We start from the raw sequence: 14380 nt of genomic DNA, 5'->3' as shown, positions 1-14380 counted from the left end.
ATGACCGGCGCGGAGCGCCCGAACCGCCGCGACGAAGGAGCGGCGATCCGGCACAGCTCGCGCATCCCCGCCCTGCGGCGGGGGCTCGCCGTGCTGCGGTTGCTGGCCAGCAGGCCGGGGCCGGTGTCGGCGGCGACGGTGGCGCGCGAGCTCGACCTCCCGCGCTCCACGACGTACCACCTGCTGACGGAGCTGGCGGACGCCGGGTTCGCCACCCGCTACCCCGAGGAGCGCCGCTACGGGCTCGGGGTGGCGGCGTTCGAGCTGGGATCGGCCTACCTGCGGCACGACCCGCTCGAACGGCTCGCCCGGCCGCTGCTGCGCCGTCTCGTGGACCGGGTCGGGCACACCGCGCACCTCGGCGTGCTGCACGGCCCGGAGGCGCTCTACCTGGTGCGGGAGCAGCCGCGGCAGCCGCAGTCGCTCGTGTCGGACGTGGGGGTGCGGCTCCCGGCGCACCTCACCGCGTCGGGCCGCGCCGTGCTCGCCCGGCTCCCGGCGGCCCAGGTGCGGGCGCTGCTGCCGTCGGCCGCCGCGTTCGTGAACCGCACCGGACGCGGCCCGCGGGACCTGCCGGCCCTGCGCCGGGTGCTGGCCGCCGAGCGGCGGCGCGGCTGGGCCGTGGAGGACGGTCACGTCACGGCCGGGTTCGCCTCCGTGGCCGCCCCGGTCTTCGACCACGGCGGCAGGCCCACCGCCGCCGTCACCGTGACCTTCCGGCACGTGTGCGACGAGGAGTGCGGCCAGACCTGGCCCGACCTGGCCGAGCAGGTCCGCAGCGAAGCGGCCGAACTGACGGCCCGCATAGGCGGCCGCACGGCGAGTTGAGCGTTCGAGCACAGCGAGTTGAGCGTTCGGGCAGGGTGAGGTGGGCGTTCGAGCAGGGTGAGCGGAATCAGCTCGGTGGACGTCCCGCTGGCCCTGGTCGCGGGTCCGGGCGACACGGCCCGGACCCGCGACCGCGTCACGTCAGCGGTGTCGCCAGCGGTGCGAACGCGTTGCGCAGGTCCTGCACGCCCGACGCCGTCACCCACGCCAGCGGCGCGTGGTGGTGCACGACGCCGTGCGGCGACCGCAGCAGCGGCCGTCCCCGTGCGTCGCGCGGCCACTCCACGTCACCGGTGAGCGTGCGCGCGGGCAGCAGCCAGTGGTCGCCCGCGCGGTAGTCACCGCCCTCCGCGAACCACACCTGCACGCCGTCCTCCAGGTCCAGCCAGCCGCCCTCGGTGAGCTGGAGCGCGCCCCCGACGAGCTTGCGCGCCCCGCGTCCGGTGGGCGCCCGGTGGTCCCAGCGCCGCAGGAACGGGTGCGGGCCGCCGCCGTTCTCCGGCTCGGCGGACAGCTCCACCAGCAGGCCGCCGCTGTCGACGTCGACGACCTGCACCAGCGGCGCCGTGCTCCCGCGCGCCAGCGCCGCGTCGTCGAGCACCTCGACCCAGTCGCCCACGTCGAGGTCCAGCTTGCCGTCGCGCCCCCGGTCGGCGAGCGTCACCACGGCTCCCTCGACCGACGCCACGCCGAACACCACCGAGGCGTTCTCCCTGGACCACTTGAGGGTGGGCCTGTCGGCCCGGTCGCCCACCGTGCCCCCGCGGTGCACCTCCACCCGGTAGAGCTGGTTCTCCGGCCCCCGGTAGCGGGAGTCCGGCGCGGTGACGCACGGGTCGTCCTCCACCCTGGACGGCCGCTCGGTGCGCGCCGCCATCCGCGCCGTGGACGCCGAGGCGGCGACCCACTCGTCGAACGCCGCCAGCACGGCGTCGCGCCCGGCGCGCGGTCCGACCTCCAGGACCAGGGGCAGCACCTGCCAGGTGACCTTGACGCGGGCCGTGGTGTCCGGCAGGGACGAGCCGAGCGCCGTCTCCCTGATCGACGGGTCCTGCACGTGCGTGACCAGCCGCTCGGTCACCGCGAGGCGGACCAGGAACGGCACGTCGGGCAGGTGGTGCTCCTCGTCGCCGAACTCGGGGTCGCGGTGCGCGTCCGGCTGGTTCCAGTAGGTCCAGCCGGACGGCTCGGCCGCGGGCTCGTCGGCGTCGGTCTCCTCCGGGACCGGTGTGCCCGGTCGCGGCACACCGGCGTCGACGAGGATGCCGTCGACGTAGTACCGGCCCGGCGAGATGGTCAGGTCGGCGGGCGCCCTGCCCTTGGGCGTGTGGGCGATGCCGAAACCCGTAGCGCCGGCGGGACCGCCGTGCCCGCCGACGAGGTCGACGACGGTGGTGCGGTCCCGGTGCAGCGCGATGAGCACCTGCTCGTTGGCGTCGGCGTCCAGCTGCACCCGGCCCTGCTGGGCCAGCACCGCCGAGAACCTGTTCTCCGGCCGGAAGACCAGGCGCGAGAGATCGGCCTGCATTCGTCCTCACTCCTCACGTGACGTAGACGATTCCGGCATCCGTGCCGGCGGGTAGGAACTCCTCCAGCCGGGCCCGCAGGTTGTCCTCCCGCTGGGGCCCGAACAGGTCGTGGAACGCGCCGAGCTCCGAGCCGTCCTCGGCGCCGCGGCCGATCTCGGGCGCGCAGCGCTCGGACAGCTGCGCGTACCCCGGCGTGCCGTAGCGGGTGCTGGTGAACCGCGGGCGCACCCTCCGCTCCTCGGCGTCGCGCAGGGCGGGCAGGTCGGCCGGGTCGAGGTCGCCGCTCTCCGCGAGGTCGCGCAGCGCGGCGAACACCCCGTCCGGCTGGCACCGGTAGCGGCGCGGCGTGCGGGAACCGGGTGGCACGGAGCAGAAGCGCAGGCACCCGGTGCCGCGCCTGGCCACGTGCATCCGGCCGGTGAAGACGCTGTTCTCGCCGAGGCGCACGGCGTGCGCGTGCACCTCGCCGAACACCGTGCTGCGCCTGATCGACAGCACGGCGTGCGCGTGCCGGCACTCGGGAGCCGACAGCGCTTCCAGGTCGTTGCCGGTGGCGTCGAGCACGCTGTCGGAGACGTGGATCGACAGCGGATCGGCGCTCACCTCGTCGGCGATCACCAGGATCGTGCCGAGGACGCTGCGCTCGACCTGGAGGCACACCCCGGTGTTCTCCAGCGTCAGGCTGGGCTCCTCCGGCTGCGCCGGGCGGCAGTCGGGTTCGAGCGTCCAGCCGGGCACGAGGGTGCAGTGCCGGACGACGACCTCGCCGACGGGTCCGCTCACGTGCACGCCCCGCCCGGTGATCAGCAGGCCGTCCAGCACCAGCCGGGGCGGCCGCGGCCCACCGCACCCCGGCTCGTCGTCCTCCGGCGGGCAGCCCCGCACGATCAGCGCGTCGGGACGGTTGCTGTAGTAGTCGAGCAGCCGGATCACCGGCCTGGCGCCCTCCGCCGCCCGCACCTCCAGCCGGTCGCCGTGGTCGAGGACGAACTCGATCTGCTCCTGGTACGCGCCGCTGTGCGTGATCTCCACGACGGCGTCCGGTCCCGCCTCGCCCGCGTCCTTGTCCGCGCGCCACCGCTGGTACGCCTCGACGATCCCGCTGAACGGCTGCCCCGGCCCCACCCGGTACACCCGCCTTCCGGGCGCGTCCCGGTCGACGCGCGGGTACTCGCCCCCGCCGGTGTCGTCGCCGAACGCGTGGTGGTAGCTCACCCACACGCCCCGCCTGGGCGCGGAGCGCGCTCCGAACGCCAGCCGTCCCAGCACCGGGTCCACGGCGACCTGCCTGCGCTGCGGCCGGTAGGACCACTGCGACAGGTCGGCCACGACGAGGTCGGAGAGCGGAACCGGCCGGTCCTCGCCGTCCCGCCAGATCTCGAAGCTCTTGCCGGGGCCGTAGTGGTCGGCGAGCTGACCGGCGAGCTCGCGGCGCCCGATGAACCCCGGCACGTTCGCCGGGGTCGCGAGGTGGTCGGGCGACGGCTCGGCGACCGGCCTCGTCACCAGGGGCACGTCGTTGCCCAGGATGGAGAAGGTGAACAGGTTGCGGGCCCGGTCGATGCAGTAGGCGGGCGCGCGGGTGATCGAGTACGGCTTCAGCCGCCACACGAACACTCCCGCCGCCGGGAGCGAGTGCCTGCCGCGGGTGCGCGCCGAGCTGATCCGGGGTGCGGAGGGCAGGTGTGCGACCCCGTCGAACGGTGTGCCCAGCAGGTCCAGTTCCGCGCCGCGCCGCACGTCCACCGTCCGCGCCGCCGCGCCCGCGACCCGCCGGGCCGCGGTGGCGGCGTCCGCGGGGTACAGCCGCACGGGCTGGTGCGCCGCCAGCAGCGGCCCGAACTCCACCGCGCGCGCCGGCCAGTCGGCGACGGTGCGCGCGATGTTCTCCAGCAGCGGCAGCGTGCCCTTGCGCCGCCGGTTGGTGACGGTCGCCGCGACGTCCGCCCTGGGCGCGAGCCGTTCGGCCAGCGCGGCCGCCGCCCGCCCGCCGCGCGCCACGGCCTCCTCGTGACCGCGCAGCGCCCGGTAGCCGACCAGGTCGCCGATGTAGGGCACCGCCCACGGCGCGCAGGTCTCGACGAACCAGTCGTCGTAGAGCTGGTCCACGTCGGAGCGCACGAGTTCCAGCTGCTCGTCGATCAGCGCGAGCAGCGCCCGCAGCGCTCCCGAGGTCTCGGCGTCGCGCCTGCGGTGGAACTGCGGCAGCAGTTCGAACAGCCTGTCCGGTCGTCCGCTCACGGCCTGACCTCCCTGAGGATCAACGTGTCCGGCACCGCCGGGAAGAGCATCGCCAGCTGGGCGGGCCGCACACCGCGGAACACGACGACCCGCCGGCCGCTCGGCAACCGGCTCGCGTCGGTGATGTCCGGGTTGAGCCGCAGGAGCTGCGCGACGGTGATGCCGTTCTCGGCGGCCACCGCCGTGAGCGTCTGCCCCCCGGCCCCCGTGACGACGTGCTCCCGCACCTCGAACACCGCCGGGCGGGCCGGCACGACCGGGTTCGGCGCGGCCAGCCGGTCGGCGAGCCGGTCCAGTTCGACGGGGGTGATGCCGCCGGGCACCCCGGCGAAGACGTCCACGTCGACGTGGTCGACGCCCGGCACGGCCTGGGCGGTGGCCAGCACCTCCGACAGGTGGGCGGGCTGCCCCAGCTCCCTGTTGCGGAAGCCGAGCCGGGCCAGCAGCGCGGCCCGCACCGCCGGTTCCACGACCTCCCAGGTGTGGTCGGGGAGCACCCGGACGTTCGCCGACACCACCAGCAGCACCGGCTCCCGCACGGCGACGACGACCGGCAGCCCGGTGTCGCCGTGCGCGGCGAGGGCGGCGCGCAGCGCGGTCACCACGTCCGAGTCGTCCTCCAGCGGGACGTCGTCCACACCGGCGAGGGTGACGTGCACGATCTCCCGCGAACCGTCGAACAGCCGCCGCGCGCTCGCCCGCCCGATCCCGGCCCTGGCGCGGGCGAAGTCCTCGTGGTCGGACACCGAGACCAGCCGGTCGAACGCCGTGACGCGGAGCGGGATGTTGCGCCGCAGCTGCCCCGCGTCGTCCGGGTCCGCGCCGCCCGTCGCCCGCAGCGGGTTGTCCACGCCGGACACGCCGAGCGGACGGGTGGTGAGCTGGGTGATCCGGCCCGCGCCGACGTTGCCCACCGCGCCCAGTCCGACCCGGTAGCGGGCGCGCACGTTCTCCACGCCCGTGGGCAGCCGCGCGCCCCGCACGCCGTCGCCGAAGCGGACCGACACGACACCCCGCTCGTCGGTCTCCACGACGTGCACCCGCTCGTCCGGGCCGCGCCCGGCGAAGCTGTCCACCTCGTGCCAGCGCACACCGTCCACCCGGATCTCCAGGGTGCTCTCCGCACCCAGCGGGTTGTCGGCCGCCAGCCAGGTCAGCGGGCCCTGGCGCAGCGAGAACCGCTGGTTCGGCACGCTCGCGTCGCCGCTGCCGATCGGCTCGTCGCGGCTCGCGCCGTGCGTGGCCCGCACGACGTTGCCCCTGATCCGCACGGTGTCGCGCCGGTAGCGGTGGGCCAGCGGCGCGGCGAGCGCGATCGTGGTGTGCACGGTGTCGCCCGGTGTCCTCGCGTCCAGGTCCTGCTCGACCCCGGCGATCATGGCCAGCTCCGTGCCGAGGACTCCGGCCGGGCTGCCGGGCAGGTCGGTGCGCTCGCCCGACACGACGATCCAGCGCCCCGGCGCGAGCCCGTCGTGCAGCTCGGCCAGCTCGATCTCGCCGCCGGCCACGTCGTCGAGCACCGGCTCGTCGGCCAGCCGCAGCGGATCGCCGCGCAGGTAGATCGTCGTGTCCCTGATCTGCGAGAGCCTGGTGTCGCCGCCGTCGAGCCACGGGCGGTCCAGCACCAGCTCGGTGACCTTCCCGCTGATCCCGAACGCCTGCTTGGCCACCGTGCGCACGCCGCCGACCCGCGCGGTGACCAGCGCCAGCCCGTCGTCCCCCGGCAGCGACTGCCGCTTGCGGGGACGCTCCACGACGACCCAGCCGCCCACGCCCACGCCGTCGTACACCGCGTCGAGGGTGAGCACGTTGGCCGGGATGCGCGCGCTGGAGGTGTAGACGACCTCCACGAACGGCAGGTCGTCCGGGGTGACCGGGACGACCCGCCGCGCCACGATCTGCGTGCTGCGGCCGGTCACCGGGTCGGTCGCGCCGGTCACCCTGACCGTGTTCGGCGGCAGCGAGATCCCGGCGATCGGCGGGGACCACCCGCCGGGGAAGGCGACCGTCACCGCCGCGTCGGCCGTGGCGACCGCGGACAGCGAGACCGAGTGCACCGGCAGGTGCTCCTCGAAGGCGAAGGTCACCGTGCCGGACTCGGCGGTGGTGTGCCGCACCGCGCCGGGCCCGAAGTCGATCCGGTCGTCCTCGGACAGGTCCAGGGTCTCGCGCCACGCGTTCGCGTCCAGCTCGAACACCAGCTCGGCCGAGGAGGGGGTGCCGCGCACGGCCGGTTCGGCCTCCACGTCCGGGTCGGGGTCCGGGTCCGGATCGGGGGTGGCCACGTCGTAGAACACCTTCAGGCCGAGCAGTTGCGGCGCCTCCAGCTGCCACTCCTCCTGCCGCACGCCGCCACCGGTCGTCGGGACCGCCCGCAGCGGGGCAGTGGCCCCGAACGGGGTGGCCACCGCGCGCATCGCCAGCAGCTCCTGCACCGCCAGCGGCGCAGTGAGGTCGATCCGCCGCCACGCCGGGTAGAGCGCGTCGCGCACGCGCGGATCGAGCGCGGCCAGCACCTGCACCCCCAGGTCGGACCCGGAGGCGAACAGCGCGGCCGGATCGCGCCGCAGCTGCCGCGCGCTCGACGGCTGACGGGCCGGGGGCGTGCGCAGCGCGCCCAGCAGCACCCCGAGCCCCAGCACGGCCGGGTTCGGCGGCCGGGGCTGTTCGCCGGGCGGGCTCACCACGTCCAGGCCGAGGGAGTGGAACAGCCCGGCGCTCTCCTCCTGCGGCTGAGGCGGTTCGAGCTTGCCCGCCTGCTGCCGCAGCGCCGCCAGCGCGGACCGCAGCCGTTCCAGCCAGGCGCGCACGTTCGCGTAGCGCGTGGCCAGCTCCAGCACCTCGGCCAGCCGCTCCAGCACCTCGGTCAGCCGCGCCGCGCAGGCCGTGGGCGTGAGCAGCGTGCCGGGGTTCTCCGGGGTGTCGTCGCCGACGTCCGCGCGCAGCGGCACGAGCACGTCGGCGACGAACCGGCGCAGGATGACGCTGCGCCCGATCACGGCGTCGTCCTCGTCGGCCGGATCGTCGGCGAGGATCGGGTCCAGCAGGTCGCGCAGCTCCTGGCGCAGCTCCTCCAGGTCGGGCAGCGCGGCCGGGGGCTTGCCGATCACCGTCACGTCGGCCGGCCGGTCCAGCTCCACCGAGGACACGATCTGCAACCGCTGCCTGTCCCGCTCGGTCCCGAACACGTACAGCAGCCGGTCGCCCGGCTTCAGGTTCGTGGTGACCCCGGCGACCACGACGGACTCCCGCTCGTCGAGGTCGTCGATCGTGAGCTGGTAGGGGCGCCTGGTGCGCACCGCCAGGTCGTTCCACGACGAGCGCGCCACCAGGTCCTCGGAGGTCTCGAACGACTGCGGGTCCTCACCGGGCCCCGGCACGCTCTGCGCCCGCGCGCCGCGCGGGACCACCACCGGGGGCTCGCCCTCCCGCTGCGCGGCCTCGTCCAGCAGGTAGGAGAGGAAGGTGCCCGCCGACACCCCCGGTCGCGGCTGGTGCCCCACGAGCCGTCCGAGCAGCACCAGCGACCGCTCCTCGGTCGCGGTCCGCAGGTAGCCCTCGGCCGCGATCCGCTCGGTGTAGAAGGTGAGCAGGTCGGCCAGCACCGCGGCGGCGTCCAGCAGTCCGATCGCCGGGTCGTCGGTGGTGCGCGCGGTCAGTCCGGCGAGCGCGGGGTGCGCCGGGCTGGACAGCCTCGCCAGCATCGTGGCGAAGAAGTCCGCGTGCTCGCCCACCCGGTGCGCCACCGCGTCCAGGCCGGGCGGGTTGGTCGCGGTCACCGGCGTGCGCACCGAGATGCCGGTGCAGCAGTCCGAGCGGTCGCAGGTGCTCAACGTCCACCTCCTGCGGTGAGGGTCAACCGGCCGTTCTCCGGCAGGTCCGGGTCGTCGTCCAGCTGCGCGATCTCCAGCGGGCCGGTGGTGAGCAGACCCGCGGCCAGTTCGCCGCGGTCCTGGCCGAACAGGCGCCGCAACCGCACGACGTGCGCGGTCACCACGCCGGGGACGGCCGCCGCGACGGCGACCAGGCGGCTCGTCCGCACCGGTTCGCCGAAGCTCAGCGCGTCCGGGTCGAAGACCGCGCGCAGCGCGCGGGACAGCGCCGTCAGCACGTGCCCGCGCTGGTGGCCGGCCGCCACGCGGACCGCGATCTCCACGTCCAGCGGGACCAGCACGGCCGGGCCGACGACCACCTGGTGGCCGATGCGGCGCACCGGCCGCAGCGCGGCGGCGACCGCGTCGAGCAGCTCCGTCCCCGCCTCGCCGCGGCCGACCGGGTCGACCACGACCCGGACCTCGCGGCCGGCGCCCGTCCACCGCAGCTCCGCCGCGGCCCGCTGCACGCCCGGCACGGCGCTCGCGAGCTCGGCGTAGTCCGCGGCGGTGACCGCGCGCAGCAGCGTCCGGCGCAGCGCCAGCGGGGCGAGCGAGCGGACCTCGCTCACCGGCTCCGGGTCGGTGCCGCCGACGGCGGCGAGCGGGTTGCGCAGCCCGAGCACCCCGGCGAGGTCGCCGCCGCGCACGACGAGGTGGCCGACGGCCTCCGCGCCGACGTTGCCCGCCGTCCCGCCGCCCACCCGGTAGGACGCCACCAGCACCCGGCCGGCCGGCGGGGCGGCGCCGCGCTCGCCGTCGCCGAAGCGCAGCGCCAGCCGACCGGCGGCGACCGCGTCGTCGTCCAGCTCCCCGACCACGTGGAGGTCGCGCGGCCCGCTGTCCAGCAGGTCCCGGCGCGGCGTCCACACCGGGCCGTCGGTGCCCCGCTCGGACAGCACGACCGACGGCAGGGCCGCGCGGGGGTCGGAGGTGAGCGCCGAGCGCGCCGAGCCGGTGAGCGCGGGGTCGTCCGGCGCGAGCCCCTCGGCGTAGCCGCCGCCCCAGGTCTGCGCCAGCTCCCAGACGACGCCCTCGTCGAGCACCCCGCCGGCCAGCGCGCGCTCGCGCAGCACGTCCAGGCGGCGCGTCTTCCCGGCGAGCAGTTCGTCGTGCCGCGACAGCAGCTCCCGCAGCGCCCGCGCGGACCGCTCGGTGACGTGCAGGGCCGTCAGCACCCGCTCGCCGAACAGCACCTCCAGCTCGTCCAGGTGGGCTCTGGTCAGCCGTCCGCCGCCGCGCACGCGCCGCCACAGCTCCGTCAGCCGGGCCTCGACCCGGCCGGGGATCGTCGCGAGGACACCGGCCTGTCCGGCCGCGACCACCCGCGGCGCCGGGAACGGCGCCCGCTGGGTCACCGGGACCCCCTGCAGCAGCGGCCGGAACCGCCGCGGCGCCGACGGGTAGCTCACCCGCGCCAGCAGGGTCCGCAGCGCGGCGTGCTGCTCGCCCGCGGTGTCGGGGAGCACGCGCTCCTCGCCCGCGTCGAGGTCGACGACGATGCCCGCACGGGTCGTCGCGGCCTCGCCCAGCACGTCGGACAGCGCGCGCACGTCGGCCACGCCGAGCGGTGCCCGGTCCCCGGTGCGGGTCAGCAGCGCGCCGATCAGCGCGGCCCCCGGATCGTCCGCGCCCCCGCCGGAGCAGCCGAACTCCGGCGGCGCGCAGTCGGCCGGGACGACACCCGCCGGGGGGACCCGGATCAGCTCGGAGAAGCCGCCGCGGCCGTGGTCGACCAGGACCGCGTTGCCCCTGGCGACGGTGACGTCCTCCAGCGGGCAGCAGTCCTGGCCGCCGCGCGAGGACAGGCACGCGCTGAACTCCAGCGCGTCCTCCACCGCCCACGTCACCCCGACGACCGGCTGGTCGTAGAGGTCGTCGACGTCGGGCGTCACCGTCAGCAGCCGCACCACCGCCCGGTGCGCGGGATCGGCGTCGGCCGCCGCGCCCGTCCTCGGGCCGACGACCTCCTCGATCACCAGCAGGTCGCCCGGACGCAGGTGCAGCGCCCGCTCGCGCGGCCCGTGGTTGCCGCCGCGCTCCTCGCCCTGCTCGCCGCCCTGCTCGCCGCCGTGCTCGTCGCCGCCGTGCTCGTCGCCGCCGTGCTCGTCACCGCCCTGCTCGTCACCGTGCCAGAGCCACTCGTCGCGCAGGGTCGCGGCCGTCGCGCCCAGCGGCAGGCAGCACTCCCGGTCGCCCCACGTCCAGAAGCGGATCTCGCCGTGCGCCGGGTGCAGCGTCGCTCCCGCGGTCCCCAGCGGCTCGAACACCTCGCACGCCGTCTCCGGCGGCAGGTCGTCCAGCTCCTCCTCGGTGATCACCGGGCCGAGCGCGGGGCGGCGCAGCGGGTCGACCCGGTGCAGGTCGATCGCGGCGAAGCGGTGCTCGCCCGGTTCCAGCTCCACCGGCCGGTCCACGTCCAGCACGACGACCGCGCGGGCGTTGCAGCCGTCGTGCATCGCGTAGTCGACCAGCCGCGCGTGCCGGCGCACCGACACCCGGCGGCGCGCGGTGTCCAGGTACGCCTCGGCGGCCACCGCGTCCTGCTGGTACCCGAGCTGGTCGCCGGCGTGCGCGAGCAGTTCCACCAGCGTGACGCCGAGGTCCGGCACGTGCCGCTCCACCCACCGGGGGGTCGTCAGCGTCAGGCGGTCCAGCAGCAGGCGGCGCAGGGAGAGGTCGTCCCGCGCCAGGTAGTCGATCACCGGCGGCGGTTCCCGCCGCGGCGGGCACTCGTCGTGCCGCGCGCAGTCGACCTCGCTCGGGCACGACTGGTGGAAGGCGAACTCCGCGCTCGCGTAGCGCGGGTCGAAGTCCGCGTACGGCTCGGTGCCCGGACGGCCGCGCGCATCGGGCCGCACCACCGACAGCGAGTAGGCCGAGTGGTCGCCGACCCTGTTCAGGACGACGTGCGCGCGGTCGTCCAGCTCGGCGTCCTCCGACGACTCGACCCGCACCTCCACCGCCCGGACGTCGCGAATCCTGCGCCCGCCGTCGATCCGCACGTTCTCCGGCGCGAGGTCGGCGGGCGCCCGGCCGAGGAACGTCACGGTCAGCGTCAGGCCGTCGTCGGACACCTCCACGCCGTCGACGCCGTTGCGGCGCCGCTCCCGCACCTTCGCCCTGCGCCCGTCGGCGCGGCACGACACGGCGGCGCTGCCGGTGCTGCCGGTGCTGCTGGTCATGCTCCGGCCCCCCTCTCGAACACGTCGGTCCGCCGGGTCCCGGTGGGCCGGACCACGTAGACGAGGCGCACGCGCAGCTCGCTGTCCTCGCTGACGACCTCCAGCGCCTCCACGTCGATCACGTCGCTGAGCCAGCGCTGCAGGCTCGCCTGGATCGACAGCTGGAGCGCGGCGGCGAACTCGGGGCTGTTGGGCGAGAAGACGAGGTCCAGCAGGCCGCAGCCGAAGTCCGGCCGCATCACCCGCTCGCCCGGACTGGTGAACAGGAGCTGCTCGATCATGTCGCGGACGTGCTCGTCGTAGCCGGTGTCCGCGGTGCGCCCGCGCCCGTCCACCCGGAAGGGGAACGCGATGTCCGTGCGCCCGGTCACGACCCCGCCGCCCTCTCCTGGAGCACGACCACCAGCGCGGGGCCCTGCGGGGCCTGCTCGGCGCTCTGGCACAGCCCCGTGGAGCCCTGCGTCAGCACCGGCTGCCCACCGGCCCGCACCCGCGCCGCCGCCGACGTCCAGCGCACCGTCACGCACGGCTGCGGCTTCCCGCCGACGGTGAAGGCGCAGCCGGTGACCGTCCAGACGTCCGGGAGCACCGAGACGGGCTGACCGCTTCCCAGCGCCCGCTGCTGCGAGGGCGACGCCGTGGCCCGGCCCCCGTGCGGACAGGACACGGTCGCGTTGACGTGCAACAGGAATCCAGCCATCGTGCGTTCCCCCTTCAGGTGATGGTCAGCGCGTTCTGGTTGATCTGGACGGTCGCCCCGGTCAGCGCGATCGACGCCCCCTGGCCGTTGCTGATGACGATTCCGGCGTCGCCGATCGTGATCGTCGCGCCGCCCGCGGCCCGCAGGACGATGCCCGCGCCCGGCAGGTCCGACAGCACGATCGAGTGCTGCCCGGTGGTCTGCACGACGATGTTCGGCGAGGCGGGAGGGCCGGTGAACGCGGCGGGCGGCACCTCGGCGCGCGAGCCGTACCAGCAGCCGCTCCAGATCGGGAAGTTCTTGTCCCCCTGCTCGAACTCCACCCACACGCCCGCGCCGACCGGCGGCACGACGTACTGGCCCATCTGCGGTCCCGCGACCGGCAGGCACGGCATCGCCCACGTGGACGGCGTGCTGCCGAACACGTCCGGCACCTGCGCCTGGATGCGTCCGATGCCCATCGGGTCGACGTTGGTCACGACCGTCCCGCGGTACTTGCCGAGGTAGCGGTCTGCTTCGGAGCTCATCGTGGCCACCTCACGGGACGACGTTCGGTTGCAGGGCGATCAGGCCCTCCCTGGCGAGGGTGAAGTTCTGCGTGTAGCCGCCCCGCTGGAGGTTGTGGGTGACGCTCTTGACGAAGTACAGGCCGTCGTAGGTGATCCCGGCCCCTCGCACGCCCACCAGCTCGCGCGCGCGCAGCACGTGCCCGTAGCGGACGACGTCGAGCTGACCGGAGCCCGACACGGCGTCCGCCGACTCCGCCGCCTTCGCCAGCGTCTCGGCGAGCGCCTGCGGCGCGTCCTTCTTCGCCGTGCCCGCGACGACCTTCTTCTTCAGCGCGGGCGCCGGTCGCGCCGCCAGCGGCGGTCGCAGCACGCTCACCTCGGGCACCGGCAGCACCGTCGAGACCTTCGTCGCGGGGATCTGCACCACCGCCACGGGCTGCTCGCGCGCCGTCCCGTCGAAGCTGAACGTCATCTGGTCCACGTTCGACGCCGCGTCGGAGTTGACCGTCAGCGCCGGCTGCGGCACGCCGAGCCGCACCTCGGGGCCGAAGTAGGCGCGGCTGATCCCCGGCACCGGGCCGGGATCGAGGTAGAACACGTAACCGTTGGCCTTCGCCAGCTCCGTGACGTAGGCCAGGTCGGTGCCCTGCTGGAAGTCGACGCGCTGCGTCGGCATCGGCGTCTGCGGGAACAGCTCCGGGATCACCAGCGGCGTGATGCCCCACGTCGCGTACTGGGCGACGATCGCGGCCACCCGCGCCGCCGGCGACATCGCCGGGAACGGGATCTCCGGCTTCTCCTCCAGGTCCATGAGGACCGTCAGGTCCTCGCCGGTGACCGTCAGCGTCGACTGGCCGGGCTCGTTGCTGATGCCCACCTCCTGCCGGATGCAGACGCCGTCCATCAGCACCGTCGGCGTGCCGCGCACCGTGACCGACAGGACCACCCGGATCTCCGGGTCGAAGAACCCCGCGGGCAGCAGCGTGTTGTGGATCAGTCCCTTCTTCGACAGGTCGAAGGAGAGCTGGAACCCGCTGCGCTGGCCCGCCGTGATCGTCACCTGGGCGGACAGCAGGGCGTCGGTGACCTGCCGCGGCACGGGCACCGGGATGCGGGGCCCCATGAGCAGCGTCAGGTGGACGGGTGCGATGTCGGCCACCGGCTACCCCCGCGCCGGTCCGGGAACGCCGGCGGGCAGCGTGATCCGCACGACGCGGCCGGGCGTGGCGGTCAGCTCGGCCGGGTCGAGCACCGGGTTCGCGTCGGCGACGCGCCACCACGCCCCCGCGTCGCCGAGGTAGCGGTCCGCGAGCAGGTCGACCCGGTCGCCCTCGCTGACCACGTGCTCGCCGATGGCCGTGAAGGACTCGGGCGGGGGCAGCGGGCGGCGGCGCAGGTGGGGGATCCGGCGACCGTCCGGCGTCACGTGCACCGCCGTCTCCACGCCGTGGTACCGGCTCGTGCGCGGGTAGGAGGCGGGTGCGGGCAGTTCGGGGGTCGTCATCGGATCTCCTGT

General features: G+C 75.4%; 10 protein-coding genes. 1 reads left to right on the top strand and 9 read right to left on the bottom strand.

Going from position 1 to position 14380, the window contains the following annotated elements; all coding sequences use genetic code 11:
- Positions 1-828 carry an IclR family transcriptional regulator gene (locus IMZ35_RS03735; RefSeq protein ID WP_229370435.1) on the top strand — a complete coding sequence of 276 codons (828 nt, stop codon included), beginning with the start codon at positions 1-3 and terminating at the stop codon, positions 826-828.
- Positions 829-964: 136 nt separating this feature from the next.
- On the opposite strand, the gene IMZ35_RS03730 is transcribed toward IMZ35_RS03735, so the two are convergent.
- Genes IMZ35_RS03730 through IMZ35_RS03690 form a run of 9 tightly spaced genes read right to left on the bottom strand, consistent with a single transcriptional unit; the run spans position 965 to position 14368 of the window.
- Entirely contained in the window at positions 965-2356 is a 1392-nt protein-coding gene (locus IMZ35_RS03730; RefSeq protein WP_199439402.1) for a DUF6519 domain-containing protein, read from the bottom strand.
- 13 nt (positions 2357-2369) lie between these two features.
- Positions 2370-4598 carry a hypothetical protein gene (locus IMZ35_RS03725; protein ID WP_199439401.1) on the bottom strand — a complete coding sequence of 743 codons (2229 nt, stop codon included), beginning with the start codon at positions 4596-4598 and terminating at the stop codon, positions 2370-2372.
- The gene (locus IMZ35_RS03720; protein WP_199439400.1) at positions 4595-8431 is read right to left on the bottom strand and encodes a putative baseplate assembly protein; all 3837 of its coding nucleotides are present in this window, start codon (positions 8429-8431) and stop codon (positions 4595-4597) included. Before IMZ35_RS03720 ends, IMZ35_RS03725 begins: the two co-directional genes overlap by 4 nt.
- Positions 8428-11655: a putative baseplate assembly protein gene (locus IMZ35_RS03715; RefSeq protein ID WP_199439399.1), complete on the bottom strand. Its 3228-nt coding sequence runs from the start codon at positions 11653-11655 to the stop codon at positions 8428-8430. Before IMZ35_RS03715 ends, IMZ35_RS03720 begins: the two co-directional genes overlap by 4 nt.
- Positions 11652-12026 (bottom strand): GPW/gp25 family protein, encoded by a 375-nt coding sequence (locus tag IMZ35_RS03710; protein WP_307867720.1) that lies wholly within the window; start codon positions 12024-12026, stop codon positions 11652-11654. The genes IMZ35_RS03715 and IMZ35_RS03710 overlap by 4 nt, the downstream gene beginning before the upstream one ends.
- The gene (locus IMZ35_RS03705; protein ID WP_199439398.1) at positions 12023-12355 is read right to left on the bottom strand and encodes a hypothetical protein; all 333 of its coding nucleotides are present in this window, start codon (positions 12353-12355) and stop codon (positions 12023-12025) included. The genes IMZ35_RS03710 and IMZ35_RS03705 overlap by 4 nt, the downstream gene beginning before the upstream one ends.
- 14 nt (positions 12356-12369) lie before the next feature.
- A complete protein-coding gene (locus tag IMZ35_RS03700) occupies positions 12370-12882 on the bottom strand; it encodes a phage baseplate assembly protein V (RefSeq protein WP_199439397.1) in 513 nt (170 codons plus the stop codon).
- 10 nt (positions 12883-12892) lie between these two features.
- Positions 12893-14023 (bottom strand): phage late control D family protein, encoded by a 1131-nt coding sequence (locus IMZ35_RS03695; RefSeq protein WP_199439396.1) that lies wholly within the window; start codon positions 14021-14023, stop codon positions 12893-12895.
- A gap of 3 nt (positions 14024-14026) precedes the next feature.
- On the bottom strand, positions 14027-14368 hold the full coding sequence (locus IMZ35_RS03690; protein WP_229369291.1) for a LysM domain-containing protein: 342 nt from the start codon (positions 14366-14368) through the stop codon (positions 14027-14029).
- Positions 14369-14380 lie beyond the last annotated feature (12 nt).

The sequence above is a fragment of the Umezawaea beigongshangensis genome (assembly GCF_016464305.1).
GTDB classification, from domain to species: domain Bacteria; phylum Actinomycetota; class Actinomycetes; order Mycobacteriales; family Pseudonocardiaceae; genus Umezawaea_A; species Umezawaea_A beigongshangensis.
The sequence above is the reverse complement of the archived record's forward strand: the minus strand, read 5'-3'. Positions and strand labels throughout refer to the sequence as shown.

Bases quoted from the DNA above. Each gene is read 5' to 3' on its own strand.
- IMZ35_RS03730 (WP_199439402.1), bottom strand. From the start codon at position 2,356: ATGCAGGCCGATCTCTCGCGCCTGGTCTTCCGGCCGGAGAACAGGTTC.
- IMZ35_RS03735 (WP_229370435.1), top strand. From the start codon at position 1: ATGACCGGCGCGGAGCGCCCGAACCGCCGCGACGAAGGAGCGGCGATC.
- IMZ35_RS03690 (WP_229369291.1), bottom strand. From the start codon at position 14,368: ATGACGACCCCCGAACTGCCCGCACCCGCCTCCTACCCGCGCACGAGC.
- IMZ35_RS03700 (WP_199439397.1), bottom strand. From the start codon at position 12,882: ATGAGCTCCGAAGCAGACCGCTACCTCGGCAAGTACCGCGGGACGGTC.
- IMZ35_RS03715 (WP_199439399.1), bottom strand. From the start codon at position 11,655: ATGACCAGCAGCACCGGCAGCACCGGCAGCGCCGCCGTGTCGTGCCGC.
- IMZ35_RS03705 (WP_199439398.1), bottom strand. From the start codon at position 12,355: ATGGCTGGATTCCTGTTGCACGTCAACGCGACCGTGTCCTGTCCGCAC.